The organism is Pseudomonas sp. GW821-FHT09D08, assembly GCF_059416305.1.
The window spans coordinates 36,417-62,316 of sequence record NZ_JBWKOX010000002.1 but is presented as its reverse complement, the minus strand read 5'-3'; the positions used below and the strand labels follow the sequence as shown (position 1 = coordinate 62,316).

Genomic DNA, 25,900 nt, shown 5'->3' with positions numbered 1-25,900 from the left:
ATGGTTAAAAGTCGGTTATTGAAGCACGAAATAATCGTAGCGCATCGATACCGTGACCAGCAGCGGCTCGGCCGCCTCGATCACCTCGGCACGGCGTTCGGCACTGGCGCGCCAGCCATGGGGGGTCATGGCCAGCAGGTTGGCGCGGTCCCGGGGCTCGGCCAGGCTCAAGGTGAATTCCAGGGTTTCACTGTGGGCCAGGCTCATGCCGTCCGGCACCAGGGCCAGGTGCTTGTCGTCGGTGTACTCGCGCACTTCGTCGTACAGGCGCTCGCGCAGTTCCATCAGGTGGCCGCTGGTCGGGCCGACCTTCATCAGGCCGCCGCCGGGACTGAGCAGGCGCTTGGCCTCTTGCCAATCCAATGGGCTGAACACACTGGCGAGGAACTGGCAGCTGGCGTCGGCCAACGGCACGCGGGCCATGCTGGCGATCAACCAGGTCAGCGTCGGGTCGCGTTTGCACGCGCGCTTGACCGCTTCCTTGGAAATGTCCAGGGCGTAGCCATCGGCATGGGGCAGGGCCGCGGCGATTTGCGCGGTGTAGTAACCCTCGCCGCAACCGATGTCCACCCAGCGCTGCGGTGCGCGTTCGGCGGCCAGCTCGGCCAGGCGCCTGGCCACCGGGGCGTAGTGCCCGGCGTTGAGAAAGTCACGGCGCGCCTCGACCATCGCCAGGTTGTCGCCCGGGTCGCGGCTGTTCTTGTGCTGCACCGGCAGCAGGTTCAGGTAGCCCTGGCGCGCGCGGTCGAAACGGTGCCCGGCCGGGCACGCCACGCCATTGTCCACTGCGTTGAGCGGGGCGCTGCAAATCGGGCAGGCCAGCATCAGGCGAGCAACTTGATCAGGGTCTGGTAATAGATTTCGGTCAGCACGTCGAGGTCGCTGGCCAGGATCCGCTCGTTGACCTGGTGGATCGTCGCGTTCACCGGGCCCAACTCGACCACCTGGGTGCCGAGGGTCGCAATGAAGCGCCCATCGGAGGTGCCGCCACTGGTGGAGGCCTGGGTCTCACGCCCGGTGATCGCCTTGATGCTGGCCGACACCGCATCAAGCAACGCGCCCGGCTCGGTGAGGAACGGCAGGCCCGACAGCGCCCACTCCACATGCCAGTCCAGGCCATGCTTGTCGAGAATCGCCGCAACGCGCTGTTGCAGGCCTTCGACCGTGGATTCGGTGGAAAAACGGAAGTTGAACACCGCCGTCAGGTCACCCGGAATCACGTTGGTGGCGCCGGTGCCAGAGTTGAGGTTGGAGATCTGGAAGCTGGTCGGCGGGAAGAAGGCGTTGCCGTTGTCCCAGTGCTCGGCGGCCAGTTCGGCCAGGGCCGGCGCGGCCAGGTGGATCGGGTTCTTCGCCAGGTGCGGGTAGGCCACATGGCCCTGCACGCCGCGCACGGTCAGGGTGGCACCGAGGGAGCCGCGACGGCCGTTCTTGACCACGTCACCCACCAGGGTAGTGCTCGACGGTTCGCCGACGATGCACCAGTCCAGGCGCTCCTTGCGCGCGGCCAGGCGTTCGATCACGGCCTTGGTGCCATGGTGTGCCGGGCCTTCCTCATCGCTGGTGATCAGGAACGCGACCGAGCCCTTGTGGTCCGGGTAGTCGCTGACGAAGCGCTCGGCCGCCACCAGCATGGCGGCCAGGCTGCCCTTCATGTCGGCCGCGCCACGCCCGCAGAGCATGCCGTTTTCGTCGATCAATGCGTCGAACGGGTCGTTCTGCCAGGCTTGCACCGGACCTGTGGGGACCACGTCGGTGTGGCCGGCGAAGCACAGCACCGGGCCGTCATGCTTGCCATGGGTGGCCCAGAAGTTGTCCACGTCCTCGATGCGCATCGGCTCCAGCGCAAAACCGGCGTCGCCCAGGCGCTGCATCATCAGCTTCTGGCAATCGGCGTCGATCGGCGTGACCGAGGGACGACGGATCAGGTCGATGGCAAGTTGAAGGGTCGGCGAAAGGTCGGCATGGGCCGTCATGGGAAAACTCCGGGAAGCATGTCTGGAAGAGCAGGGCGGGCGGACAAAACGGCCGTTATCTTATAGCAAAACGGCGGCCAGAGGCCGCCGTTTAGTGCATTGCGCAAGTTTTTAAGCCACAGGTGCAGGCTCAGGTGCCACGGCCGGTTTCGGCAGCGACGACAGGAACGCCATGATCAACGCCGCCACATATGGCAGCGATTGCACCAGCAGCATCACCACCCAGAAACGTATGTCATTGCTCGGCAGGCCCTGCACCAGGTAGATCCCCAGCGCCGCGCCCCATAACAGCAGCATGATAAACATTTCTTCGCGGGCTTCGGAAATCGCTACCCAGAAGCCGTGGTTATCCGCGTTTTTCGGTGTACGAAAGAACGGAATGCTGGTGGTGAAGAAACCATACAGCACCGCCTTGGCGATGGTGTGGGATAACGCCAGGCCAGCCAGGGCGGCGCAGAACGCATCCTTGAGGTTCACACCTACCGCGCGGCGGTAGAGGAAGATGATCTTGCCCACCTTGAACACGAACAACGCCAACGGCGGGATCGCGAAAATCAACAGCGGCGGGTCGACCCGCGTCGGCACGATGATCATCGCCGCCGACCACAACAGCGCGCCGACGGTGAAGAAGATGTTCATGCCGTCCGCCACCCACGGCAACCAGCCCGCGAGGAAGTGGTAGCGCTGGCCACGGGTCAGCTCGGTGTCTTTGCCGCGCAGCAGGCTGGCGGTGTGGCGCTTGATGATCTGGATCGCGCCATAGGCCCAGCGGAAACGCTGTTTCTTGAAGTCGATAAAGGTATCCGGCATCAGGCCCTTGCCGTAGCTGTCGTGGTAGTACGCCGCCGACAGGCCTTTCTCGAATACCCGCAGGCCGAGTTCGGCGTCTTCGCAGATGCACCAGTCGGCCCAGCCCAGTTCCTCGAGCACCGAGCGACGGGTCATGGTCATGGTGCCGTGCTGGATGATCGCGTCGCGGTCGTTACGGGTGACCATGCCGATATGGAAGAAGCCTTTGTATTCGGCGTAGCATAGCTTCTTGAAGGTGCTTTCGTTCTGGTCGCGGTAGTCCTGCGGCGACTGCACCACGGCGATTTTCGGGTCGGCGAAGTGCGGCACCATGTGCTTGAGCCAGTTCGGCGACACGCAGTAGTCCGAGTCGATCACCGCGATCACTTCGGCATCCTTGGCGGTGTGCGGGATCAGGTAGTTCAGTGCACCGCCCTTGAAACCGGCCAGGGGCGCGACGTGGAAAAACTTGAAGCGCGGGCCCAGGGTTTCGCAGTAATCGCGCACCGGCTCCCACACCGCCGGGTCCTTGGTGTTGTTGTCTATGATCAGGACTTCGTAGTCCGGGTAATCGAGGGCGGCCAGGGCGTCGAGGGTCTGTTTGACCATCTCTGGCGGCTCGTTGTAGCACGGCACATGGATCGACACTTTCGGGCGGTAGTCCGATTCCCCTTCCACCGGCAGGAATTCACGCCGGCGCTTGTGGGTCCATACCGCTTCCGCCAGTTCGTGGGCTTCGGTCAGCAACACAATGAATACGCCCAGTGCACCCAGGGCCAACAAGATGCCGACGGTCACGCTGAACCAGGTGCTGTATTGCTGGCTGTAGTCGTAGCCGATCCACACCAGTACGGAACCGCAGAGGAACGCGATAAAAGTCAGGAAGGTGCGGCCACGCTGGCGCAGGGATGAGCCGTCGATCATCAGCAGGGTCAGGGACAGCAAGGCGAGCACCACCGAGCCGATCGCCAGGACGCGCCACTGCGGGATTGCCACCACCGGCCCTTCGAAGTTGAATTTCTGCTGGCGCGCGGCGTTGTAGACGCCCCAATACGCGCCGGCCGAGCCTTCGTCGCTGACCTTCCACGGCTGGTCGAAGGCCTCGATCACGAAGTAGTTGTAGCCCTGGCGGTTCAGCTTGTTCACCAGCGTACGCAGGTAAATGGCCTGGTCTGCCGGGGACGTTTCATTCCCGCCGCGCATACGGCCGTTACTTGGCCAGCCCACTTCCGACAACAGCAGCGGCTTTTTCGGGAACAGTTTCTTCAGGTCCCTGGCGCGGTCGAGTACGTACTGGCCGGCCTTGTCCATCGGGATGTATTCCCAGAACGGCAGGATGTGCGCGGCGATCAGGTCGACGTGCTTGGCCAGTTGCGGGTTCTTTTCCCAGATATGCCATTGCTCGGAGGTCGTCACCGGGACTTTCACGGCGGCGCGCACTCGGTCCAGCAGCACAATCAGCGCTTCAGGGGTGATCTCTTCACGGAACAGCGCCTCGTTACCGACCACGACCCGCACGACACTGCGCGAGCTGTTGGCGATCTCGATGGCCCGCTGGACTTCGCGCTCGTTACGCTCCAGATCCGGGCTGATCCAGATCCCCAGGGTTACGCGCAGGCCGAACTCTTCGGCCAGCTTGGGAATGTCCCCCAGCGTGCCGTCGACCGAGTAGGTGCGGATGTTATCCGTCAGCTTGCTCATGATCTCCAGATCGCGGCGCATCTGCTCGTCGGTGGGGTACTGGTCTTTCTGCGGGTACTGGCCTTGCTGGAACGGCGAGTAGGAAAAACCGGAGATCTGCTCGGGCCAGTTGGGAGCAGTGACCGGGCGGTTGATCAGCGCCCAGAAGCCGGTGAACAGCGCGGCAATTGCCAGCACTATCACCAGGTTGAGTCCAAATTTACGCGATGCCATGGTTATGTCGGGTTCCAAAGGGTGTGGAACGAAAAGAGGTGTCGGCCTGCACCGAACGGCGCGCATCCTACACCGGCCTTTCCCTGACCGTACAGCAAGCCGAGAAAAACCGGACATTGGGCAGCGAAAGTACATCTAAGTTCTTAACTTGTAGCTTGTAGCTTAAAACTTGTCGCTGCGTAGTCCTATAATGCGCGCCGGTTTTTGGGGTAATGGTCATGAGTACAGAAGATCCGCGGTTTGCAGGCGTCGCCCGCTTGTATGGCATTGAAGGCCTGGAGCGCTTGAAAGCGGCCCATGTGGCGATCGTCGGCGTCGGCGGCGTCGGCTCGTGGGCGGCGGAAGCCATGGCCCGTTGCGGGGTGGGCGAGATTTCGCTGTTCGACCTGGACGACGTCTGCGTCAGTAACAGCAACCGCCAGTTGCACGCCTTGGACAGCACCGTGGGCAAGCCCAAGGTCGAGGTGATGGCCGAGCGCCTGCGCGCGATCAACCCGAATTGCACGGTGCATGCGGTGGCGGATTTCGTCACCCGCGACACCATGGCGGAGTACATCACGGCCAACATTGATTGCGTGATCGACTGCATCGACGCCGTCAATGCCAAGGCCGCACTGATTGCCTGGTGCAAGCGCCGCAAGATCCAGATCATCACCACCGGTGGCGCCGGTGGGCAGATCGACCCCACGCTGATCCAGGTCTGCGACCTGAACCGCACCTTTAATGACCCCTTGGCGTCGAAAGTGCGCTCCACCTTGCGCCGTGACTACGGTTTTTCCCGCACCGTGACCCGTCATTACAGCGTGCCGTGCGTGTTTTCCACCGAGCAACTGCGCTACCCCAAGCCGGATGGCAGCATCTGTTTGCAGAAGAGTTTTGTCGGTGATGGGGTGAAGCTGGACTGCGCCGGCGGGTTTGGCGCGGTGATGATGGTGACGGCGACCTTCGGCATGGTCGCGGCGACCAAGGCGGTGGACAAGATTGTGGCCGGGGTGCGCAGGCCTTCGGAGCGGGTCAAGCCCGCCTGAGCCTCAGAACGTTACACGGTTCAAATGTGGGTATGACTGAGTTCGCGCATGCGCTGCAGGACTGCATTCAGCCCATTGCTGCGCGACGGCGACAGTTGACGGGAAAGCCCCAGCTGATTGAACCAATCCGGCAAGTCGACCGCCTGCAACTCGTCCGCCGACAACCCATTGACCCGTGCCAGCAGCAATGCCACCAAGCCACGAATCATCCGCGCATCGCTGCTCGCGGCGAACTGCCAGTGGCCATCGTGCAAGCGCCCCACCAACCACACCAGGCTCTCACAGCCCTGCACCAGGTTGGCATCGACCTTCTCCTCGTCCGCCAATACGGGCAGGCGCTCACCCCACTGCATCAGCATTCGAGCGCGTTGCTCCCAACTGCCGATTGAGTGAAAGGTTTCCAGTGCAGCCTGCGCGTCCACCGGCAGGCTCATCGCAGCATATCCAGCGCCCGGTCCAGCGCTTCAAAGAAGCGTTCCAGGTCATCGGAGTCGTTATACAGCGCCAGGGAGACACGGATCGCCCCCGACAAGTGCATCGCCTTGAGCAGCGGCATCGCGCAATGATGGCCGGCACGTACGGCAATGCCTTGTTCGGTCAGCAGGTGCGCGAGGTCGGCATTGTGCACGCCCTCGACCACAAAACTGACCAGCGCCGCCTGCGGCGAGCCCAGCACACGGACGCCATTGCGCGCGTTCAGCCCGCGCAACAGGTAGTCATGCAGGGCCGCTTCATGGTTGAGCACCGCCTGTGGGTCCAGCGAACCCAGGTAGTCCAGGGCCGCGCCCAGGCCGATCACGCTGGCAATCGGCGGGGTGCCGGCTTCGAACCCCAGCGGTGCCGGGCGGAAACTGGCGCTGTGGTAGTCGGCCTGTTGCACCATCTCGCCACCAAATTGCCAATGGCGCAGGTGATGCAGGGTCTCGTTGCGGCCATAGAGCACGCCGACGCCGTCCGGACCGTACAGCTTGTGGCTGGAAAATACATAGAAGTCGCAGCCCAGGGCTTGCACGTCGTGGCGGCCGTGGACGATGCCTTGGGCGCCATCGACCACGGTCAGGGCGCCGTGGGCCTGGGCCAGCGCCAGCAAGGCCGGCAGCGGCTGCCAGGTGCCAAGGACGTTGGACAGTTGGCTCACCGCCAGCAGGCGTGTACGCGGGCCGATCGACTCGGCGGCGGCTTGCAGGTCGATCACGCCGTCATCGCCGAGTGGCAATACCACCAGGGTGAGCGCGCGACGCTTGGCCAGTTGCTGCCACGGCAACAGGTTGGCGTGGTGTTCCAGGGCGCTGATGACAATCTCATCGCCCGCATTGAATAAGTGCTCAAGGCCATAAGCCAGGAGGTTCAGCGCTGACGTCGCGCCGTGGGTAAACACGATTTGCCCGCTGTCACCTGCATTCAACCACTGCGCAACCTTGCTGCGACTGTCCTCGAAGGCCTGGGTCGCATGGGCACCCGGCAAATGCTGGGCACGGTGCACATTGGCGGCGCCATTGGCGTAGTAATGGCTGATGGCATCCAGCAGGGCCTGGGGTTTTTGCGTCGTCGCGGCGTTGTCCAGATAAGTCTGGTCTTGCCGTTGCAGGGTGGCGATGGCCGGAAAGTCGGCGCGCCAGGGGGAGGGCACAAGCATGGTGTTCAAGACTCGTATAAGCGAGCCCCAGGTTCGGGGCCCGCCAGTGGCATCGAGTGGCTGCTTAGTTGTGAGCGTGCAGCGCTTCGTTCAGTTCGATGGCCGATTTGTGGGTTTTGCACTCCACGGCACCGGTCTCGGAGTTACGGCGGAACAGCAGGTCGGGTTGGCCGGCCAGCTCACGGGCCTTGACCACCTTGACCAGTTGGTTCGACTCGTCCAGCAGCGCAACCTTGGTGCCGGCGGTGACGTACAGGCCCGATTCCACGGTGTTGCGGTCGCCCAATGGGATACCGATACCGGCGTTGGCGCCGATCAGGCAGCCTTCGCCGACCTTGATCACGATGTTGCCGCCGCCCGACAGGGTGCCCATGGTCGAGCAACCGCCGCCCAGGTCCGAACCCTTGCCGACGAACACGCCAGCCGATACACGGCCTTCGATCATGCCCGGGCCTTCGGTGCCGGCGTTGAAGTTGACGAAACCTTCATGCATCACGGTGGTGCCTTCGCCCACGTAGGCACCCAGGCGGATACGCGCGGCATCCGCGATACGCACGCCGCTCGGCACCACGTAGTCGGTCATTTTCGGGAACTTGTCCACCGAGAACACTTCCAGCAACTCGCCACGCAGGCGGGCTTCCAGTTGGCGTTCGGCCAACTCGTTGATGTCGATCGCGCCCTGGCTGGTCCACGCCACGTTCGGCAGTTGCGGGAACACACCAGCGAGGCTCAGGCCATGCGGCTTGACCAGGCGATGGGACAGCAGGTGCAGCTTGAGGTAGGCCTCCGGGGTGGACGTCAGTGCGGCGTCTTCGGCCAGCAAGGTGGCGACCAGCGGCGTGTGGCTTTCGGCCAGGCGGCTCAGCAGGGCGGCCTGGGTAGCGTCGACGCCTTTGAGCGCGTCGGCCAGTTGCAGGGCCTGGGCGACGGTGAAGGTGATTGCCTGGTTGCCTTCGCTGTAGCCGAGGATCGGCGCGATGGCGGCAACGATTTCAGCCGATGGGTTGAGCAGGGGTTGTGCGTAAAACACTTCCAGCCAAGCACCTTGGCGGTTCTGAGTGCCGACGCCGAAGCCCAGGCTGAACAGGGAATTGGACATGCTGTTACCTCTACAAAAATGGAAGGGCTGGCCTACTTGAGGGCCGCCGAATAACTATCTGGCTTGAAGCCAATCAGGGTTCTGTCGCCGAGATCAAGCACCGGGCGCTTGATCATCGAAGGTTGTGCGAGCATCAATTCAATGGCTTTCGACTGATCGAGATCGGCTTTGCGTTCGTCTTCGAGTTTGCGAAAGGTGGTGCCCGCACGGTTCAAAACCACCTGCCAACCGTGCTCGTTGCACCATTGGGTCAAGTGTTCGCGGTCGATACCGGCCGTTTTGTAGTCGTGGAACTCATAGCTCACCGCGTGCTCGTCGAGCCAGGTGCGCGCTTTTTTCATGGTGTCGCAGGCTTTGATGCCGAAAAGGTGCAACGTTTTGCTTGAAGCGGTCAAGGAATTGCCCCCCCTGCTTTACTGATGCAAGTGCCAATGAAAATGAAAGATCACGGATTATGCCACGCCCAGAGATTTTGGGTGCCGCTCGTCAGCAGCGTGCGACTTTTGTGCAAAAGCCAGCGCGCAGCATAGGCCGGTAAGATAGCCGGGTAATATGGCACTTCAACGGCCAGTTGTTGCCTGATGTGTGTCGTTGCAAGCCGATCGTCCGGGAAACCCGCGTTATGCAAACCGCCTACACCGTTCTTATCCTGCTGATGCTGGTCAGCGTTTCGCGTCTGGTCGGACGTGTCATCCCCCTGCCGTTACCCCTGGTGCAGATTGCCGCCGGCGCCTTGCTGGCCTGGCCCACGCTGGGACTGCATGTGGCGCTGGACCCGGAGCTGTTCCTGTTTCTGTTCCTGCCACCGCTGCTGTTCTCCGATGGCTGGCGCATGCCCAAGCGCGAATTGTGGCGCCTGCGTGGGCCGATCCTGACACTCGCCGTCGGGTTGGTGCTGTTCACCGTGGTCGGTGCCGGCTACTTCATTCATTGGCTGTTGCCGACGATCCCACTGCCGGTGGCCTTCGCCCTGGCGGCCGTGTTGTCGCCCACCGATGCCGTGGCCGTGTCGGCAATTGCCCAGAACCGCTTGCCGACGCCGCTGATGCATATGCTCCAGGGCGAAGCGTTGATGAATGACGCCTCGGGCCTGGTGACCTTCAAGTTCGCCTTGGCGGCCGCGTTGACCGGTGTGTTCTCGTTGGCCGATGCCAGCCTGACCTTTGTCTTGGTGGCCTTGGGCGGCCTGGCGGTGGGGGTGGCGCTGAGTTGGCTGGTCGGCCGCCTGCGCGCCTGGATGATTGCCCGGGGCTGGGATGACCCGGCAACGCATGTGGTGTTCATGTTGCTGTTGCCGTTTGCGGCCTACGTGTTGGCCGAACAGCTCGGCGCCTCGGGCATCTTGTCGGCGGTTGCGGCGGGCATGATGCAGAGCTGGCTCGACCTGCTGCCTCGCCAGACCAGCACGCGCCTGCTCAATCGCAGTGTCTGGTCATTGCTGGAATTTGCCTTCAATGGCCTGATCTTCCTGCTGTTGGGCCTGCAATTGCCGGACATCATCAAGGCCGTGGCCAGTCATGAGCCGACGCTGTGGCCCACCTTGTTGTATCGCTGCCTGGATGTGATTGCGATTTTCCTGGTGTTGGTGGTGCTGCGTTTTATCTGGGTGCAGAGCATCTGGCGCCTGTCGGGTTTGCTCCGGCGACTGCGTGGGAAAAGTGAGTTGACCCTGGTGCCCACTGCGCGTTCCTGCTGGCTGTTGACCGTGGGCGGTGTGCGCGGTGCGGTGACCCTGGCCGGTGTGATGTCGGTGCCATTGCTGCTGGTGCCAGGCCAGGATTTCCCCGAGCGCGACCTGCTGATCTTTATCGCAGCGGGTGTGATCCTGCTGTCGCTGATCGCCGCCTGCATCGCCCTGCCGCTGCTCTTGCGGGGCGTTGAAAAAAGTCCGGACGAAAAGCGCCATAACGAAGTGCGCGAGGCCTGGAAAAAAACCGCAGTGGCAGCGATTCACGCACTGGAGGCGGAAGAGCCCGTAGAGTCGGAAACCTCCGACGCCGCCCAGGCGGCGCTGGCTACGGAGCTCAAGGCACGGCTGATGTCGGAATACCGCCATCAGTTGGAAGTGTTCAACGACTCTGCCGAAGCCCAGGCGCTTGCGATGCAGATGGACCTGCTCGAGCGAAAGCTGCGGCTCAAGGCACTGCGTGCGCAACGCTTGGAGTTGTACAGCTTGAGCCGTCATCACCAAATTGGTGATGACGTTTTGAGGGAAGTGCTGGCGGAGCTGGATATGAGTGAGGCGAATCTGGGCCAGGTGAAATGACCCGGTTGCTTACCGACGACGCTGAATGAAATCGCGAATCCGTTCAGCCGCTTCCACACACTCGGCCAGCGGCGCAACCAACGCCAGGCGTACGCGCCCGGCGCCGGGGTTCACGCCATCCACTTCCCGGGACAGGTAAGAACCCGGCACCACGGTCACGTGTTCCTCCACGAACAAATCGCGGCAGAACGCGGCATCATCGCCTTGCACATTCGGCCACAGGTAGAAGCCGCCGTCCGGGGCCTGTACGTCCAGCACCGGCTTGAGGATTGCCAGCACGGCATCAAACTTCTCGCGGTACAGGTCGCGGTTGGCCTGCACATGGGCCTCGTCCTGCCAGGCCGCGATGCTTGCCAGCTGGGTTTGCACCGGCATCGCACAGCCATGGTAAGTGCGGTACAGCAGGAAACCCTTGAGGATCTCGGCGTCGCCCGCGACAAAACCGGAGCGCAGGCCTGGCAGGTTGGAGCGCTTGGACAGGCTGTGGAACACCACGCAACGCTTGAAGTCCTGGCGGCCCAGCTCGACGCACGCGCTGAGCAGGCCCGGTGGCGGGGTTTGTTCGTCGAAGTACAGTTCGCTGTAGCACTCGTCGGCGGCGATAACGAAGTCATATTCGTCGGCCAGGGCGATGAGTTTTTTCAGGGTGTCGACCGGGATCAGTGCACCGGTCGGGTTGCCGGGGGAGCACAGGAACAGGATCTGGCAGCGTTTCCAGATGTCCGGCGATACCGCGTCGAAATCCGGGTTGAAGCCGTTTTCATCCAGGCACGGCAGGTAGTGCGGCTTGGCCCCGGCCAGGAACGCGGCGCCTTCGTAGATCTGGTAGAAGGGGTTCGGGCTGACCACCAGCGCGTCGTCGCCTCGGTTGACCACGGTCTGGGTGAAGGCGAACAGCGCTTCACGGGTGCCGTTGACCGGCAGGATAGTGCGCGCCGGATCCAGCCAGCCCTTGGGTACGTCGAAGCGGCGTTCGCACCAGGCACCGATGGCCTCGCGCAAGGCCGGGATGCCCAGGGTGGTCGGGTACACCGCCATCTGGTCGAGGTTGTTGGCCAGGGCATCGGCAACGAACTGCGGCGATTTGTGCTTGGGTTCGCCGATGGACAGCGCGATCGGGCGCTTGTCCGGGTTCGGCGTGACGCTGCCCAGCAGGGCGCGCAGCTTTTCGAACGGGTAGGGCTGGAGCTGGTTCAGGGCGTTGTTCATCGGTGGATCTCGTGCAAGGCGTTAAAAACTGTGAGGGGAGCGGTAGGCCGCTCCTGGTATCAAATCGTCAGGCGCGTCAGCTCGACACCGGGTTCCTGGGGCACGCTCAACTGCTGCACGATCGCCGCCTGCAAGCGCAGGCACAGCTCCGGGTCGGACAGCGGCTGGTTATCGGCATCGGTAATAAAGAACACGTCCTCCACGCGCTCGCCGAGGGTCGCAATCTTGGCGTTCTGCAGTGACAAATCGAATTCCAGGAAAATGCCGCCGATCCGTGCCAGCAGGCCTGGCCGGTCCGGCGCGCTGAGTTCCAGCACGGTCACCGGGCGCTGCGCATCGTTGGAAATGGTCACCTGGGGCGCAAAGGCAAAGTGCTTGAGCTGACGCGGTACCCGGCGCTGGATGATCGTCGGGTAGTCGTCGGGGTTACGCAGGGCTTCGGTCAGGCCTTCGCGGATCTTTTTCACCCGCGCCGGGTTATCGCCGATGGACTCGCCCTCGGTGTCGAGCACGATATAGGTGTCGAGGGTGAACTGGCTGCTGGAGGTGATGACCCGTGCGTCGTGGATGTTCAGGTTGAGCTGGTCCATGGCCGCCACGGTCACGGCGAAGAAGTCGTGCTGGTCGGGCGCATAGATGAAGATCTGCGTGCCGCCTTCGAATTCGCGCTGGGTGGTTTCCTTGATCAACACCAGCGGGCCGCCATCGGCCGGCTGCTGCAGGATCGCGTCACTGTGCCAGGCGACATCGCCGGCGGTGTGGCGCAGGAAGTAATCGTCCCCCAATTGCGACCACAGTTGCTCGACGTCGTCCGGGTCGTTGCCGCCGCGCACCAGGATGTCCAGGGCGGCGCTTTGGGTGCGGCGGATTTGCTCTTCGCGGTCCACCGGGTTTTCCAGGCCACGGCGCAGCGCGCGCTTGGTCTCGGTGTAGAGCTGGCGCAACAGGCTGGCGCGCCAGGAATTCCACAGGGTCGGGTTGGTGGCGTTGATGTCGGAAACGGTCAGCACGTACAGGTAGTCGAGGCGGGTTTCATCGCCGACGATCCCGGCGAAGTCGTGGATCACCTGCGGGTCGGACAAGTCCTTGCGCTGGGCGGTGGTCGACATCACCAGGTGGTTCTGCACCAGCCACACGATCAGGCGGCTGTCCCACAACGGCAGCTGGTGGCGTTGGCAGAACGCCTCGGCATCGACTGCGCCGATTTCCGAGTGATCGCCATGCCGGCCCTTGCCGATGTCGTGGTACAGGCCGGCCAGGTAGATCAACTCCGGCTTGGGCAGCTTGGCCATGAGTTTGCTGGCCAGCGGGAATTTCTCTGACACCTGGGTGTACTGCAACTTGCGCAGGTGCTTGATCAGGTTGAGGGTGTGGGCGTCCACGGTGTAGATGTGAAACAGGTCGTGCTGCATCTGCCCGACGATAAACCCGAACTCCGGCAGGTAACGCCCGAGGATGCCATAGCGGTTCATGCGCCGCAGGTTGCGATGGATGCCGATCTTGCACTTGAACAGCTCGATAAACAGGCTGGTGTTGCGAATGTCGTTGCGAAAGTCGTCGTCGATCAGGTGACGGTTTTCCCGCAGCAGGCGGATGGTGTCGGCGCGTACGCCCTTGATTTCCGGCTGCTGGGCCATCAGCACGAAGATTTCCAGCATGGCGAACGGCGTGCGGCGGAACACGTTGTCGTTGCGTGCCTCGATATAGCCGTCGTGCAGTTGGAAGCGCGAATTGATCGGCTGCGGCGGTGCTTCGTCTTCCGGAGCGAGGATCACTTCTTCGAAATGCTGGATGATCAGGTCGCTGAGCTGGGCAATGCTCATGACCACCCGGTAGTACTGCTGCATGAAGCTTTCGATGCTGGTCTTCGCGTCTTCACCTTCAAACCCCAGCAGGGTGGCGATGGAGCGCTGGTGGTCGAACAGCAGACGATCTTCGGAGCGCCCGGCGAGCATGTGCAGGGCGTAGCGCACTTTCCACAGGAACTCCTGGGACGACGCCAGCAGGGCGTTTTCGCTCTCCACCAGGAAGCCTTCGCCGGCCAGGGCGCGCAGGTTCAGGGTGCCGTATTGGCGGCGCGCTACCCACAGAATCGTCTGGATGTCGCGCAACCCGCCAGGCGAGCCTTTGACGTTGGGTTCGAGGTTGTATTCGGTGTCGTTGTACTTGTGGTGCCGGGCCTTCTGCTCCGCACGCTTGGCCAGGAAGAAATCCTTGCTCGGCCACATGTGTGCGGTGCTGGTGACTTCGAGCATGCGCTGGCGCAGGCGCTCGGGGCCGGCGATGGTGCGGCTTTCCATCAGGTTGGTGATGACGGTCAGGTCGGCGCGGGCCTCTTCGGCGCACTCATCCACCGAGCGCACGCTCTGGCCGACTTCCAGGCCGATGTCCCAAAGCAGTGTCAGAAAGCGCTCGATGGAATCGCGAAAGATCTCATGGTCGGCGCTGTCCAGCAGGATCAGCAGGTCGATGTCGGAGTACGGGTGCAGCTCGCCACGACCGTAGCCGCCGACCGCCACCAGGGCAATATCGGCGTCTTCGCTCCAGCTGAACTGTTCCCAGGCTTTTTGCAGGATGTTATCGACGAACCAGGCGCGGTCTTCGATCAGTCGGCGGATGTCCCGGCCGCTGCGAAAGCGCTCGTCGAGCACCTCGCGGGCCTGGCGGATCGCCTTTTTGAACGCGGCGATGGGGCTCGCTTTCAGTGCCAGCTCGGCCTGGAACTGGCCACGGTCGAAGAGTTCGGGATCCACCTGGGGCATTGATCGGCTTTCCTTTCTATCTATCAGTCAGTCACAACACAGTTTGGGAAAACCTTGGCAGCCCTTCACGCCGAAACGCGTGGGATCGTGTCGTCGGCGCGCAGGGTGAAGATCTCGTAGCCGGTCTCGGTGACCAGCAGGGTGTGTTCCCACTGGGCCGAGAGCTTGCGGTCCTTGGTGATGGCGGTCCAGCCGTCGCCCAGCACCTTGGTGTCGGCCTTGCCCTGGTTGATCATCGGCTCGATGGTAAAGGTCATGCCTGCCTTGAGCTCCATGCCGGTGCCGGCGCGGCCGTAGTGCAGGATCTGCGGTTCTTCGTGGAAGACAGTACCGATACCGTGGCCGCAGAATTCGCGCACCACCGAGAAACCGTTCTTTTCGGCGTGCTTCTGGATCACTTCACCGATGTCGCCCAGGCGGCAGCCAGGCTTGACGATCTCGATGGCCTTGTACATGCATTCCTGGGTGACCTGGGACAGGCGCTCGGCCCACACCGGCACGGTGCCGACGTGGAACATGCGGCTGGTGTCGCCGAAGTAGCGGTCCTTGATCACGGTGACGTCGATGTTCAGGGTGTCGCCGTCCTTCAACGGCTTGTCGCCCGGAATCCCGTGGCAGACCACGTGGTTGACCGAGGTGCAGATCGACTTGGGGAAGCCCTTGTAGTTCAGCGGTGCAGGAATGGCGCCCTGCACATTGACTATATAGTCGTGGCAGATCTGGTTCAGGGTTTCCGTGGTAACGCCGGGCTTGACGTGCTCGGCAATCATTTCCAGCACATCGGCAGCCAGTTTGCCGGCAATGCGCATGCCGGCGATGTCTTCGGCGGTTTTCAAACTAACGGTCATACAGGCTCTCTCTAGCGCGATGCGCTGAAATCAATACGGTTTACGGGCGTGCGACAAAAGGTTGCAGAATTCGCACAAGCGCCAAAAAACGCGATTCTAACAGACGCGGGCGGCAAATCATGAGCCCCCGACGATCGCTTCTCTCTATCAGATGGGGTTATATCGGCTCTATTCAAAGGGTTGCGTACACGTCGCCCAGGCCAAATGTGATTGCGTGTTTCGTTTTCGCCCTTCGTGTGGTATAAAATGCGCCGCTTTCCGGGGATACCCCGAAAAGCTTAAATCCACACACGTGTCGACACGATGACCTGGGTGCCGGAGGCCTTGATGCCGCTGGTTGGTCATTGGGATACGTGGAGGCCAAACCCGACTTATTAAGGAACTATCATGTCCCAAGTCAACATGCGCGATATGCTGAAGGCCGGTGTGCACTTCGGTCACCAGACCCGTTACTGGAACCCGAAAATGGGTAAATACATTTTCGGCGCGCGTAACAAGATCCACATCATCAACCTTGAAAAAACCCTGCCAATGTTCAACGAAGCTCTGACTTTCGTAGAGCGCCTGGCCCAGGGCAAAAACAAGATCCTGTTCGTCGGCACCAAGCGTTCCGCTGGCAAGATCGTTGCTGAAGAAGCAGCACGTTGCGGTTCGCCGTACGTCGATCACCGCTGGTTGGGCGGCATGCTGACCAACTTCAAAACCATCCGTGCTTCCATCAAGCGTCTGCGTGACCTTGAAGTGCAGGCCGAAGACGGTACTTTCGCCAAGCTGACCAAGAAAGAAGCGCTGATGCGCACTCGTGACCTGGAAAAGCTCGATCGTTCCCTGGGTGGTATCAAGGACATGGGCGGTCTGCCTGACGCACTGTTCGTTATCGACGTTGATCACGAGCGCATCGCGATCACCGAAGCCAACAAGCTGGGCATCCCTGTTATCGGCGTAGTCGATACCAACAGCAGCCCGGAAGGCGTTGACTACATCATCCCAGGCAACGATGACGCCATCCGCGCCATCCAGCTGTACATGGGTTCGATGGCTGACGCTGTCATCCGTGGTCGCAACCACGTTGCTGGTGGCACCGAGCAGTTCGTTGAAGAAGCTCCGGTAGCCGCAGCTGAGTAATTGACGCCCTGGCGTTGACTCAGTAAGCAAAAAGGGGGCTTGGCCCCCTTTTTGCCACCTCGAAAACCATTTGTCAGCAGCGCAGCTACATCACCTGTAACGTGCAGCGGCTAACAAGGGTGGTTCGGGAAGAATTGATCCCCCGTTCGATCGGGTGGAATGGTTGAAAACCTATCCAAGAGGAATTTGAAAATGGCAGCAATTACTGCAGCGTTGGTTAAAGAACTGCGTGAGCGTACCGGCGAAGGCATGATGGATTGCAAGAAAGCCCTGGAAAAGGCTGACGGCGACATCGAAAAAGCCATTGATGACATGCGTGCTTCCGGCGCCATCAAGGCTGCCAAGAAAGCAGGCAACGTGGCTGCTGAAGGCGCTATCGCTCTGAAAGAAGACGGCAAATCTGCTGTTCTGCTGGAAGTGAACTCCCAGACCGACTTCCTGGCCCTGCAGGACGACTTCAAGGCATTTGTTGCTGCCAGCGTTGAAAAAGCGTTCGCCGACAAGCTGACTGACGTCGCTCCGCTGATCGCCGCTCAAGAAGCTGATCGCCTGGTGCTGGTCGGCAAGGTTGGCGAAAACGTCAACATCCGTCGCCTGGTGCGCGTTGAAGGTGATGTCGTCGGTGGTTACCTGCACGGCAACAAGATCGGCGTTGCAGTGGTCCTGAAGGGCGGCAACGTTGAGCTGGCCAAAGACATCGCTATGCACGTAGCGGCCAGCAACCCTGAGTTCCTGCTGCCTTCGGAAGTTTCTGCCGAAGCGATCGAGCGTGAAAAAGCTGTGTTCCTGCAGCTGAACGAAGAAAAAATCAAAGGCAAGCCAGAAAACATTGTTGAGAACATGGTCAAGGGCCGTATCAGCAAGTTCCTGGCTGAGGCAAGCCTGGTTGAGCAGGCGTTCGTCAAGAACCCTGAAATCAAGGTTGGCGAACTGGCCAAGAAAGCCGGTGCTGAAATCGTTTCCTTCACTTACTTCAAAGTAGGCGAAGGCATCGAGAAGCCGGTCGACAACTTCGCTGAAGAAGTTGCTGCCCAGCTGGCTGCCGCCAAGCAATAAGACAGTTTTCAACTGTCGCCCGAAAGAGGCTGCCCGCTCACGCGCGCAGCCTCTTTTCAAATGGGCAGGCCGATTTAATTTGGCTTACCCTCGGAACTGGCTTACAAAGCCGTGTTCCGATGGCGCTGTGAGAGCGTCCAGCTAGAGTGAACGCAAGCCGTAAACGGCTCGCCAAGAATTTTTTAAAAATACGCCGCAGGAGAGATTCGCAATGGCTCAGCAGGGCAGTGGTTATCAGGCTCGCTATAAACGCATTCTACTCAAGCTTAGCGGCGAGGCCCTGATGGGCTCGGAAGAGTTCGGGATCGACCCCAAGGTACTCGACCGCATGGCGCTGGAAGTCGGCCAGTTGGTCGGCATCGGCGTACAGGTCGGCCTGGTGATCGGTGGCGGTAACCTGTTCCGCGGCGCGGCACTGAGTGCGGCCGGCATGGATCGGGTCACCGGCGACCACATGGGCATGCTGGCCACTGTGATGAACGCCCTGGCCATGCGTGACGCCCTGGAGCGTGCCAATATCTCGGCTATCGTGATGTCGGCTATTTCCATGGTGGGTGTGACCGATCACTATGATCGTCGCAAAGCCATGCGCCACCTGAACGCCAAAGAGGTGGTGATCTTCGCTGCCGGTACCGGCAACCCGTTCTTCACCACGGACTCGGCTGCTTGCCTGCGCGCCATCGAGATCGATGCCGACGTGGTGCTCAAGGCGACCAAGGTAGATGGCGTGTACACCGCAGACCCATTCAAAGACCCGCATGCCGAGAAGTTCGATCATCTGACCTACGATGAAGTGCTGGATCGCAAGCTGGGCGTGATGGACCTGACGGCTATTTGCCTGTGCCGCGACCATAAGATGCCGCTGCGCGTATTTAACATGAACAAGCCCGGTGCCCTGCTGAATATCGTACACGGCGGCGCGGAAGGGACTCTGATCGAGGAAGGCCAACAATGATCAACGAAATCAAGAAAGACGCCCAAGCGCGTATGCAGAAATCCCTGGAGTCTCTGAGCCACGCATTCGGCCAGATTCGTACCGGCAAGGCGCACCCGAGCATCCTGGGCAGCGTGATGGTGCCCTACTATGGCACTGATACCCCGCTGAGCGGCGTGGCCAACGTTACCGTAAAGGATTCGCGCACCCTGCAAGTCGTGGCCTTCGAGCGCAACATGCTCGCGGCAGTCGACAAGGCCATCCAGAGCGCTGGCCTGAACCTCAATCCCACCAACCTGGGTGAGTTGCTGCTGATCTCCATGCCGGCCCTGACTGAAGAAACCCGCAAGGGTTTCACCAAGCAGGCCCGCAGCGCGGCTGAAGATGCACGTGTTGCAGTGCGTAACATTCGTCGTGATGCCTTGGGCGAGCTGAAGAAGCTGGTCAAGGACAAGGAAATCAGCGAAGACGAAGAGCGTCGTGCCGTCGCCGATATCGACAAGCTGACCAAGGAGGCCGAGGCGAAGATCACCCAGGCAACCGACGAAAAAGAAAAGGACCTGATGGCCGTATAAGGGGTCAGGACGCCTTCATGGAAAAGACCAAGCAGACTGTGCCCACCGTGGTGCCGCGCCATGTCGCGATCATCATGGATGGGAATAATCGCTGGGCGAAGAAACGCTTTATGCCGGGTGTCGCCGGGCATAAGGCGGGTGTCGATGCTGTGCGGGCCGTGATTGAGGTGTGTGCCGAGGCCAAGGTCGAGGTATTGACCCTGTTCGCGTTCTCCAGTGAAAACTGGCAGCGGCCCGCCGAAGAAGTCAGTGCCTTGATGGATCTGTTCTTCAAGGCGCTGCGTCGTGAGGCCAAGCGCCTGAATGACAACAACATCAGCCTGCGCATCATCGGCGACCGCTCGCGCTTCCACCCGGAACTGCAGGCGGCCATGCGTGAAGCCGAGGCGATCACTGCCGGCACTGACCGCTTTGTGCTGCAAATCGCCGCCAACTACGGTGGCCAGTGGGACATTGCCCAGGCTGCGCAGCGACTGGCCCGCGAAGTGCAGGCCGGTCACCTGCGGCCGGACGACATCACGCCTGAACTGTTACAGACCTGCCTGGTGACTGGCGATCTGCCGTTACCTGACTTGTGTATCCGTACCGGTGGTGAGCATCGCATCAGCAATTTCCTCTTATGGCAATTGGCCTATACCGAGTTGTACTTCTCCGACCTGTTCTGGCCGGACTTCAAACACGATGCCATGCGCACTGCGCTGGCCGATTTCGCTTCCCGTCAGCGTCGCTTCGGTAAAACGAGTGAGCAGATCGAAGCTGGAGCCCGGGTTTAAATGCTTAAACAAAGAATCATCACCGCACTGATACTGTTGCCGATTGCCTTGTGCGGGTTTTTCCTGCTGGATGGCTCTGGCTTTGCGCTGTTTATCGGCCTGGTGGTAACCCTGGGTGCCTGGGAATGGGCGCGATTGGCAGGTTTCAATGGGCAGTTGCCGCGTGTGGTGTATGCCCTTGTGGTGGCGGTGCTGCTGTTTCTGATGCATACCCTGTCGAGCATTGTCGTGCCCTGGGTGTTGGGGGCGGCGGTGCTGTGGTGGGCGCTTGCGACCTACCTGGTGCTGACTTTTCCGCGCAGCAGTGGCCAGTGGTCCAGTGTCGCCAGCAAGCTGGTGATTGGCTTGCTGATTCTGTTGCCCGCCTGGCAAGGGCTGGTGGAGATCAAGAATTCGCCGATGGGTAACTGGCTGATCATGGCGGTGATGGTGCTGGTCTGGGGCGCAGACATCGGCGCCTATTTCTCTGGCCGGGCATTCGGCAAGCGCAAGCTGGCGCCGGCAGTCAGTCCGGGCAAGAGTTGGGAAGGCGTGTATGGCGGCCTGGCGTTGACGCTGGCGATCACCCTGGCGGTGGGGCTGGTGCGCGACTGGTCGGCGAAGGAAATCTTCCTGGCCCTGCTGGGCACGGCCATCGTCGTATTTATCTCGGTGGTCGGTGATCTCACCGAAAGCATGTTCAAGCGCCAGGCCGGGATCAAGGACAGCAGCAACCTGCTGCCGGGTCATGGCGGGGTGCTGGATCGTATCGATAGCCTTACCGCAGCCATCCCGATCTTTGCCGTGCTGTTGTGGATGACCGCTTCGTGAGCCGCCTGCAACAAGTGACCGTGCTGGGTGCAACCGGCTCGGTAGGGTTGAGCACCCTGGATGTGATCGCTCGTCATCCTGACCGCTATCAAGTGTTTGCCCTGACCGGGTTCACCCGCCTCAGCGAACTGCTGGCACTGTGCGTGCGCCACGTGCCGCGCTTTGCCGTGGTACCCGGGCGTTCGGCGGCACGGAGCCTGCAGGATGATCTGCGGGCTGCCGGGCTGGCCACTCAGGTACTGGTAGGGGAGGAGGGGTTGTGCCAGGTCTCGGCCGATGCCGAGGTGGATACGGTGGTGGCCGCTATCGTCGGTGCCGCCGGGTTGCGTCCGACCTTGGCTGCCGTGGATGCGGGCAAGAAAATCCTGCTGGCCAACAAAGAAGCGCTGGTGATGTCCGGCGCGCTCTTCATGCAGGCGGTGCGCAAGAGCGGTGCCGTTTTGCTGCCCCTCGACAGTGAACACAATGCGATCTTCCAATGCATGCCCGGCGACTTTGCTCGCGGCCTGGGCCAGGTGGGTGTGCGTCGGATTCTGCTGACCGCGTCGGGTGGTCCTTTCCGACAAACTCCTTTGGCAGAGTTGGAGCAGGTGTCTCCGGACCAGGCGTGTGCTCATCCTAACTGGTCGATGGGGCGCAAGATCTCCGTAGATTCGGCAAGCATGATGAATAAAGGCCTGGAGTTGATCGAGGCGTGCTGGTTGTTCGATGCGCGACCGGAGCAGGTCGAGGTGGTGATTCACCCGCAAAGTGTGATTCATTCACTGGTCGACTATGTGGATGGCTCGGTATTGGCCCAATTGGGCAATCCCGATATGCGCACCCCGATCGCCAATGCCCTGGCCTGGCCGGAGCGAATCGACTCCGGCGTGGCGCCACTGGACCTGTTTGCCATTGCCCGCTTGGACTTCGAGGCGCCGGACGAGCAACGTTTTCCGTGCCTGCGTCTGGCACGTGAGGCGGCGGAGGCGGGTAACAGCGCGCCGGCGATGCTCAATGCGGCGAATGAAGTGGCCGTGGCGGCGTTTCTCGAACGGCGCATCCGCTTTCCGCAGATCGCGAGTATCATCGATGACGTCCTGGGTCTTGAGCCCGTGGTGGCAGTCAACGACCTCGGCGCGGTATTCGAGGCGGACACCAAGGCGCGCGCCTTGGCCGAACAATGGTTGGACCGCAACGCGCGTTAGTCTTGTGGGCGCGATTGAGCCTTGGGGCACTGGATTGGAATGCGGAGAAATTAGATGAGTGCGCTTTACATGATTGTCGGCACCCTGGTTGCTCTGGGTGTGCTGGTTACCTTCCACGAATTCGGCCACTTCTGGGTGGCACGTCGTTGCGGCGTCAAGGTACTGCGCTTTTCCGTCGGCTTCGGCATGCCGCTGGTTCGCTGGCACGACCGGCACGGCACCGAGTTCGTGATCGCGGCTATCCCGTTGGGTGGCTACGTCAAGATGCTCGATGAGCGTGAAGGCGAAGTGCCGGCTGATCAGTTGGACCAATCCTTCAATCGCAAGACCGTTCGTCAGCGTATCGCCATTGTTGCGGCCGGTCCGATCGCCAACTTCCTCCTGGCGATGCTGTTTTTCTGGGTCCTGGCCATGCTCGGCAGCGAGCAGGTGCGTCCAGTCATCGGCGCGGTCGAGGCGGACAGTATCGCCGCCAAGGCAGGTCTGGTGGCGGGGCAGGAAATTGTTTCCATTGATGGTGAGCCGACGACGGGTTGGGGCGCGGTCAATTTGCAGCTGGTCCGTCGTTTGGGTGAAAGCGGTACCGTCAATGTCGTGGTACGTGAGCAGGATTCCAATGCCGAGACCCCGCGCACGTTGGCTCTGGACCATTGGCTCAAGGGTGCTGACGAGCCTGATCCGATCAAGTCCCTGGGCATCCGGCCATGGCGTCCTGCGCTGCCGCCAGTACTTGCCGAGCTGGATCCGAAGGGTCCGGCCCAGGCCGCGGGTCTGAAAACCGGCGATCGCTTGCTGGCCCTTGATGGCCAGGCGTTGGGTGAGTGGCAGCAGGTGGTCGACCTGGTACGTGTACGCCCTGATACAAGGATTGTGCTGAAAATTGAGCGTGACGGTGCTCAAATCGACGTCCCCGTGACCCTGGCGGTACGTGGGGAAGCCAAGGCGGCCGGGGGTTACCTGGGTGCAGGCGTCAAGAGTCCGGAGTGGCCGCCCTCGATGGTGCGTGAGGTCAGTTTCGGGCCGCTGGCGGCCATTGGCGAGGGTGCAAAACGCACCTGGACCATGAGTGTGCTGACCCTCGAATCCCTCAAGAAAATGTTGTTCGGCGAGCTCTCGGTAAAAAACTTGAGTGGACCGATAACCATTGCTAAAGTGGCGGGCGCTTCTGCCCAGTCGGGTGTCGCGGATTTCCTGAATTTCCTGGCTTATCTGAGTATCAGCCTGGGTGTTCTGAATTTGCTGCCCATTCCGGTATTGGATGGGGGGCATCTGTTGTTTTATCTGGTCGAGTGGGTGCGTGGTCGCCCCTTGTCGGATCGGGTGCAGGGTTGGGGGATACAGATCGGTATCAGCTTGGTGGTCGGGGTGATGTTATTAGCCTTGGTCAACGATCTGGGTCGACTGTAACGCTTCGCTGAATTGCGAATCTGCCGCATTTTGCGGCAGTTTGTTTATTGCCAGTTGGAATAAGAAAGGACTTCATGAAACGTCTGCTGCTAACTGCGGTTCTCACCGTATTGATGATCGCCGAAGTTCACGCCGAGTCCTTCACCATCTCCGATATTCGCGTCAACGGCCTCCAGCGGGTTTCCGCGGGTAGCGTCTTTGGTGCCTTGCCGTTGAACGTCGGGGAACAGGCTGATGACCGTCGCCTGGTGGAATCCACTCGTGCGCTGTTCAAAACCGGGTTCTTTCAAGACATCCAACTGGGTCGCGAAGGTAACGTCCTGGTTATCACCGTCGTCGAGCGACCTTCCGTCGCCAGTATCGAGATCGAAGGCAACAAGGCGATCTCCACTGAAGACCTGATGAAAGGCCTGAAGCAATCCGGCCTGGCCGAGGGCGAGATCTTCCAGCGCGCCACCCTTGAAGGTGTGCGTAACGAACTGCAACGCCAGTACGTTGCCCAGGGTCGCTACTCCGCGACCGTGGAAACGGAAGTCGTGCCGCAGCCTCGTAACCGTGTCGGCCTCAAGGTCAACATCAACGAAGGTACCGTGGCGGCCATTCAGCACATCAACGTGGTGGGCAACACCAAGTTCGCTGATGAAGACCTGATCGACCTGTTCGAGCTCAAGACCACCAACTGGTTGTCGTTCTTCAAGAACGATGACAAGTACGCCCGCGAAAAACTCTCCGGTGACCTGGAGCGCCTGCGTTCCTACTACCTGGACCGTGGCTATATCAACATGGATATCGCTTCGACCCAGGTGTCCATCACCCCGGACAAGAAGCACGTCTACATCACTGTCAACGTCAACGAAGGCGAGAAGTACAAGGTTCGTGACGTTAAGCTCAGCGGCGACTTGAAAGTGCCTGAAGACCAGGTCAAGGCCCTGTTGCTGGTGCAGAAAGACCAGGTGTTCTCGCGCAAGCTGATGACCACCACGTCCGAACTGATCACCCGTCGCCTGGGTAACGAAGGCTATACCTTCGCCAACGTCAACGGCGTGCCTACCCCGCACGATGAAGACCACACCGTGGACATCACCTTTGTTGTCGACCCAGGCAAGCGTGCCTACGTGAACCGCATCAACTTCCGTGGCAACACCAAGTCCGCGGACGAAGTGCTGCGCCGCGAAATGCGCCAGATGGAAGGTGGCTGGGCGTCGACTTACCTGATCGACCAGTCCAAGACCCGTCTTGAGCGCCTGGGCTTCTTCAAGGAAGTGAACGTCGAAACGCCAGCCGTACCGGGTGTGGATGACCAGGTTGACGTGAACTACGCCGTGGAAGAGCAAGCGTCGGGTTCGATCACCGCCAGTGTCGGTTTCGCACAGAGTGCCGGCCTGATCCTCGGTGGTTCCATCACCCAGAACAACTTCCTGGGTACCGGTAACAAGGTGTCCATCGGCCTGACCCGAAGCGAATACCAGAGCCGTTATAACTTCGGTTATGTCGACCCCTACTGGACCGCGGACGGTGTCAGCCTGGGCTACAACGCCTTCTATCGCACCACCGACTACAAAGACCTCGACGTTGACGTAGCCAGCTATGCAATCGACAGCCTGGGCGTAGGCGCCAACATCGGTTATCCGATCAGCGAGACCTCGCGCCTGACCTTCGGCCTGACTGCGCAACAGGATGAGATCAAGACCGGTGTGTACACCGTGGACGAGATCTTCGACTTCACTCGCAAGGAGGGCGACAAGTTCCTGAACTTCAAGGCGTCCGCCGGCTGGTCCGAGTCGACCCTGAACAAAGGCGTGCTTGCTACCCGTGGTCACTCCCAGAGCCTGACGCTGGAAGCAACGACGCCGGGCAGCGACCTGTCGTTCTTCAAGCTCGATTACCGTGGCCAGTTGTTCCAGCCGTTGAGCGATAACTACACCATGCGCCTGCACACCGAGTTGGGCTATGGCGACGGTTATGGTTCCACCAATGGGCTGCCGTTCTACGAGAACTACTACGCGGGTGGCTTCAACTCCGTGCGGGGCTTCAAGGACAGCACCCTGGGTCCACGTGGTACTCCGAGCCGTGGCGTTGGTGTGACCGGTAACCAGGGCACCGTCGCTGACTCCGACAACGACCCGCTGCCATTCGGTGGTAACGTGTTGATTCAGGGTGGTGCGGAAATCCTGTTCCCGCTGCCGTTCGTCAAAGATCAGCGGTCCCTGCGTACTTCGGTCTTCTGGGATGTGGGTAACGTATTCGACTCCAAGTGCGAACAGATCACTAACCCAAGTGGCGTGAAGTCCAAGACTGAGTGCAACGACGTGAGCCTTAGCAACCTGGCGAGCTCGGTGGGTGTCGGTGTGACCTGGGTGACTGCGCTTGGCCCGTTGAGCTTTGCTCTGGCCATGCCGATCAAGAAACCGGATAACGCTGAAACCCAGATTTTCCAATTCTCCCTCGGCCAGACGTTCTAAGCGTCTGACCCAAGATAACGACAACGGATTCTGTAGGAGTACAT

21 protein-coding genes are annotated in these 25,900 nt (G+C 61.0%); 11 read left to right on the top strand and 10 right to left on the bottom strand.

The annotated features are described in order from the left end of the window. Positions 1-15 precede the first annotated feature (15 nt). The 3 genes from AC07OP_RS03220 to AC07OP_RS03210 form a co-directional block, all read right to left on the bottom strand. A complete protein-coding gene (locus AC07OP_RS03220; RefSeq protein ID WP_115485754.1) occupies positions 16-825 on the bottom strand; it encodes a putative RNA methyltransferase in 810 nt (269 codons plus the stop codon). After that, a complete protein-coding gene (gene dapE / locus AC07OP_RS03215) occupies positions 825-1,976 on the bottom strand; it encodes a succinyl-diaminopimelate desuccinylase (RefSeq protein WP_027604490.1) in 1,152 nt (383 codons plus the stop codon). Before dapE ends, AC07OP_RS03220 begins: the two co-directional genes overlap by 1 nt. Before the next feature lie 111 nt (positions 1,977-2,087). Then, complete coding sequence (locus tag AC07OP_RS03210; RefSeq protein ID WP_141156915.1) at positions 2,088-4,679, bottom strand: glycosyltransferase; 2,592 nt, start codon at positions 4,677-4,679, stop codon at positions 2,088-2,090. A gap of 218 nt (positions 4,680-4,897) precedes the next feature. Here AC07OP_RS03210 and tcdA point away from each other — a divergent pair, with 218 nt between their 5' ends. Beyond that, positions 4,898-5,707: a tRNA cyclic N6-threonylcarbamoyladenosine(37) synthase TcdA gene (gene tcdA / locus AC07OP_RS03205; protein ID WP_495100967.1), complete on the top strand. Its 810-nt coding sequence runs from the start codon at positions 4,898-4,900 to the stop codon at positions 5,705-5,707. A 20-nt stretch (positions 5,708-5,727) separates the two neighbouring features. Here tcdA and AC07OP_RS03200 read toward each other — a convergent pair whose 3' ends face one another. The 4 genes from AC07OP_RS03200 to AC07OP_RS03185 form a co-directional block, all read right to left on the bottom strand. Beyond that, a complete protein-coding gene (locus AC07OP_RS03200; RefSeq protein ID WP_098480273.1) occupies positions 5,728-6,141 on the bottom strand; it encodes a SufE family protein in 414 nt (137 codons plus the stop codon). Next, complete coding sequence (locus AC07OP_RS03195) at positions 6,138-7,343, bottom strand: aminotransferase class V-fold PLP-dependent enzyme (protein WP_495100968.1); 1,206 nt, start codon at positions 7,341-7,343, stop codon at positions 6,138-6,140. The genes AC07OP_RS03200 and AC07OP_RS03195 overlap by 4 nt, the downstream gene beginning before the upstream one ends. Positions 7,344-7,407: 64 nt before the next feature. Beyond that, positions 7,408-8,442 (bottom strand): 2,3,4,5-tetrahydropyridine-2,6-dicarboxylate N-succinyltransferase, encoded by a 1,035-nt coding sequence (dapD, locus tag AC07OP_RS03190; RefSeq protein WP_027604485.1) that lies wholly within the window; start codon positions 8,440-8,442, stop codon positions 7,408-7,410. 32 nt (positions 8,443-8,474) lie between these two features. Continuing rightward, a complete protein-coding gene (locus AC07OP_RS03185; protein WP_231982825.1) occupies positions 8,475-8,783 on the bottom strand; it encodes an arsenate reductase in 309 nt (102 codons plus the stop codon). A 281-nt stretch (positions 8,784-9,064) separates the two neighbouring features. On the opposite strand from AC07OP_RS03185, the gene AC07OP_RS03180 reads away from it, so the two are divergent. Then, positions 9,065-10,708 (top strand): Na+/H+ antiporter, encoded by a 1,644-nt coding sequence (locus AC07OP_RS03180; protein WP_495100969.1) that lies wholly within the window; start codon positions 9,065-9,067, stop codon positions 10,706-10,708. Positions 10,709-10,717: 9 nt separating this feature from the next. Here the strand turns inward: AC07OP_RS03180 and dapC are convergent, their stop codons facing one another. The 3 genes from dapC to map all read right to left on the bottom strand — a co-directional run bounded on the left by dapC (position 10,718) and on the right by map (position 15,527). Continuing rightward, positions 10,718-11,917, bottom strand: a complete 1,200-nt coding sequence (gene dapC / locus AC07OP_RS03175) for a succinyldiaminopimelate transaminase (RefSeq protein ID WP_065938769.1) — start codon at positions 11,915-11,917, stop codon at positions 10,718-10,720. A gap of 59 nt (positions 11,918-11,976) precedes the next feature. Next, positions 11,977-14,679: a [protein-PII] uridylyltransferase gene (locus tag AC07OP_RS03170; RefSeq protein ID WP_027604481.1), complete on the bottom strand. Its 2,703-nt coding sequence runs from the start codon at positions 14,677-14,679 to the stop codon at positions 11,977-11,979. Positions 14,680-14,744: 65 nt separating this feature from the next. Continuing rightward, the gene (map, locus tag AC07OP_RS03165; protein ID WP_012722594.1) at positions 14,745-15,527 is read right to left on the bottom strand and encodes a type I methionyl aminopeptidase; all 783 of its coding nucleotides are present in this window, start codon (positions 15,525-15,527) and stop codon (positions 14,745-14,747) included. A gap of 387 nt (positions 15,528-15,914) precedes the next feature. Here map and rpsB point away from each other — a divergent pair, with 387 nt between their 5' ends. The 9 genes from rpsB to bamA all read left to right on the top strand — a co-directional run bounded on the left by rpsB (position 15,915) and on the right by bamA (position 25,856). After that, a complete protein-coding gene (gene rpsB, locus AC07OP_RS03160; RefSeq protein ID WP_003219330.1) occupies positions 15,915-16,652 on the top strand; it encodes a 30S ribosomal protein S2 in 738 nt (245 codons plus the stop codon). Between the two features lie 192 nt (positions 16,653-16,844). After that, positions 16,845-17,708 carry a translation elongation factor Ts gene (gene tsf, locus AC07OP_RS03155; RefSeq protein WP_027604480.1) on the top strand — a complete coding sequence of 288 codons (864 nt, stop codon included), beginning with the start codon at positions 16,845-16,847 and terminating at the stop codon, positions 17,706-17,708. A 211-nt stretch (positions 17,709-17,919) separates the two neighbouring features. Continuing rightward, a complete protein-coding gene (pyrH, locus tag AC07OP_RS03150; protein ID WP_003172271.1) occupies positions 17,920-18,663 on the top strand; it encodes a UMP kinase in 744 nt (247 codons plus the stop codon). Beyond that, entirely contained in the window at positions 18,660-19,217 is a 558-nt protein-coding gene (gene frr, locus AC07OP_RS03145) for a ribosome recycling factor (RefSeq protein ID WP_027604479.1), read from the top strand. The genes pyrH and frr overlap by 4 nt, the downstream gene beginning before the upstream one ends. Before the next feature lie 17 nt (positions 19,218-19,234). Then, the gene (gene uppS, locus AC07OP_RS03140) at positions 19,235-19,990 is read left to right on the top strand and encodes a polyprenyl diphosphate synthase (RefSeq protein WP_495100970.1); all 756 of its coding nucleotides are present in this window, start codon (positions 19,235-19,237) and stop codon (positions 19,988-19,990) included. After that, a complete protein-coding gene (locus tag AC07OP_RS03135) occupies positions 19,991-20,800 on the top strand; it encodes a phosphatidate cytidylyltransferase (protein WP_115485759.1) in 810 nt (269 codons plus the stop codon). Further along, positions 20,797-21,987: a 1-deoxy-D-xylulose-5-phosphate reductoisomerase gene (ispC, locus tag AC07OP_RS03130; protein ID WP_115485760.1), complete on the top strand. Its 1,191-nt coding sequence runs from the start codon at positions 20,797-20,799 to the stop codon at positions 21,985-21,987. Before AC07OP_RS03135 ends, ispC begins: the two co-directional genes overlap by 4 nt. Positions 21,988-22,041: 54 nt before the next feature. Then, positions 22,042-23,394, top strand: coding sequence for a sigma E protease regulator RseP (gene rseP / locus AC07OP_RS03125; RefSeq protein WP_115485761.1), 1,353 nt, complete (start codon positions 22,042-22,044; stop codon positions 23,392-23,394). Between the two features lie 74 nt (positions 23,395-23,468). After that, on the top strand, positions 23,469-25,856 hold the full coding sequence (gene bamA, locus AC07OP_RS03120; protein ID WP_115485762.1) for an outer membrane protein assembly factor BamA: 2,388 nt from the start codon (positions 23,469-23,471) through the stop codon (positions 25,854-25,856). Positions 25,857-25,900: the final 44 nt, after the last annotated feature.

Bases quoted from the DNA above. Each gene is read 5' to 3' on its own strand.
- AC07OP_RS03220 (WP_115485754.1), bottom strand. From the start codon at position 825: ATGCTGGCCTGCCCGATTTGCAGCGCCCCGCTCAACGCAGTGGACAAT.
- dapE (WP_027604490.1), bottom strand. From the start codon at position 1,976: ATGACGGCCCATGCCGACCTTTCGCCGACCCTTCAACTTGCCATCGAC.
- AC07OP_RS03210 (WP_141156915.1), bottom strand. From the start codon at position 4,679: ATGGCATCGCGTAAATTTGGACTCAACCTGGTGATAGTGCTGGCAATT.
- tcdA (WP_495100967.1), top strand. From the start codon at position 4,898: ATGAGTACAGAAGATCCGCGGTTTGCAGGCGTCGCCCGCTTGTATGGC.
- AC07OP_RS03200 (WP_098480273.1), bottom strand. From the start codon at position 6,141: ATGAGCCTGCCGGTGGACGCGCAGGCTGCACTGGAAACCTTTCACTCA.
- AC07OP_RS03195 (WP_495100968.1), bottom strand. From the start codon at position 7,343: ATGCTTGTGCCCTCCCCCTGGCGCGCCGACTTTCCGGCCATCGCCACC.
- dapD (WP_027604485.1), bottom strand. From the start codon at position 8,442: ATGTCCAATTCCCTGTTCAGCCTGGGCTTCGGCGTCGGCACTCAGAAC.
- AC07OP_RS03185 (WP_231982825.1), bottom strand. From the start codon at position 8,783: ATGAAAAAAGCGCGCACCTGGCTCGACGAGCACGCGGTGAGCTATGAG.
- AC07OP_RS03180 (WP_495100969.1), top strand. From the start codon at position 9,065: ATGCAAACCGCCTACACCGTTCTTATCCTGCTGATGCTGGTCAGCGTT.
- dapC (WP_065938769.1), bottom strand. From the start codon at position 11,917: ATGAACAACGCCCTGAACCAGCTCCAGCCCTACCCGTTCGAAAAGCTG.
- AC07OP_RS03170 (WP_027604481.1), bottom strand. From the start codon at position 14,679: ATGCCCCAGGTGGATCCCGAACTCTTCGACCGTGGCCAGTTCCAGGCC.
- map (WP_012722594.1), bottom strand. From the start codon at position 15,527: ATGACCGTTAGTTTGAAAACCGCCGAAGACATCGCCGGCATGCGCATT.
- rpsB (WP_003219330.1), top strand. From the start codon at position 15,915: ATGTCCCAAGTCAACATGCGCGATATGCTGAAGGCCGGTGTGCACTTC.
- tsf (WP_027604480.1), top strand. From the start codon at position 16,845: ATGGCAGCAATTACTGCAGCGTTGGTTAAAGAACTGCGTGAGCGTACC.
- pyrH (WP_003172271.1), top strand. From the start codon at position 17,920: ATGGCTCAGCAGGGCAGTGGTTATCAGGCTCGCTATAAACGCATTCTA.
- frr (WP_027604479.1), top strand. From the start codon at position 18,660: ATGATCAACGAAATCAAGAAAGACGCCCAAGCGCGTATGCAGAAATCC.
- uppS (WP_495100970.1), top strand. From the start codon at position 19,235: ATGGAAAAGACCAAGCAGACTGTGCCCACCGTGGTGCCGCGCCATGTC.
- AC07OP_RS03135 (WP_115485759.1), top strand. From the start codon at position 19,991: ATGCTTAAACAAAGAATCATCACCGCACTGATACTGTTGCCGATTGCC.
- rseP (WP_115485761.1), top strand. From the start codon at position 22,042: ATGAGTGCGCTTTACATGATTGTCGGCACCCTGGTTGCTCTGGGTGTG.
- bamA (WP_115485762.1), top strand. From the start codon at position 23,469: ATGAAACGTCTGCTGCTAACTGCGGTTCTCACCGTATTGATGATCGCC.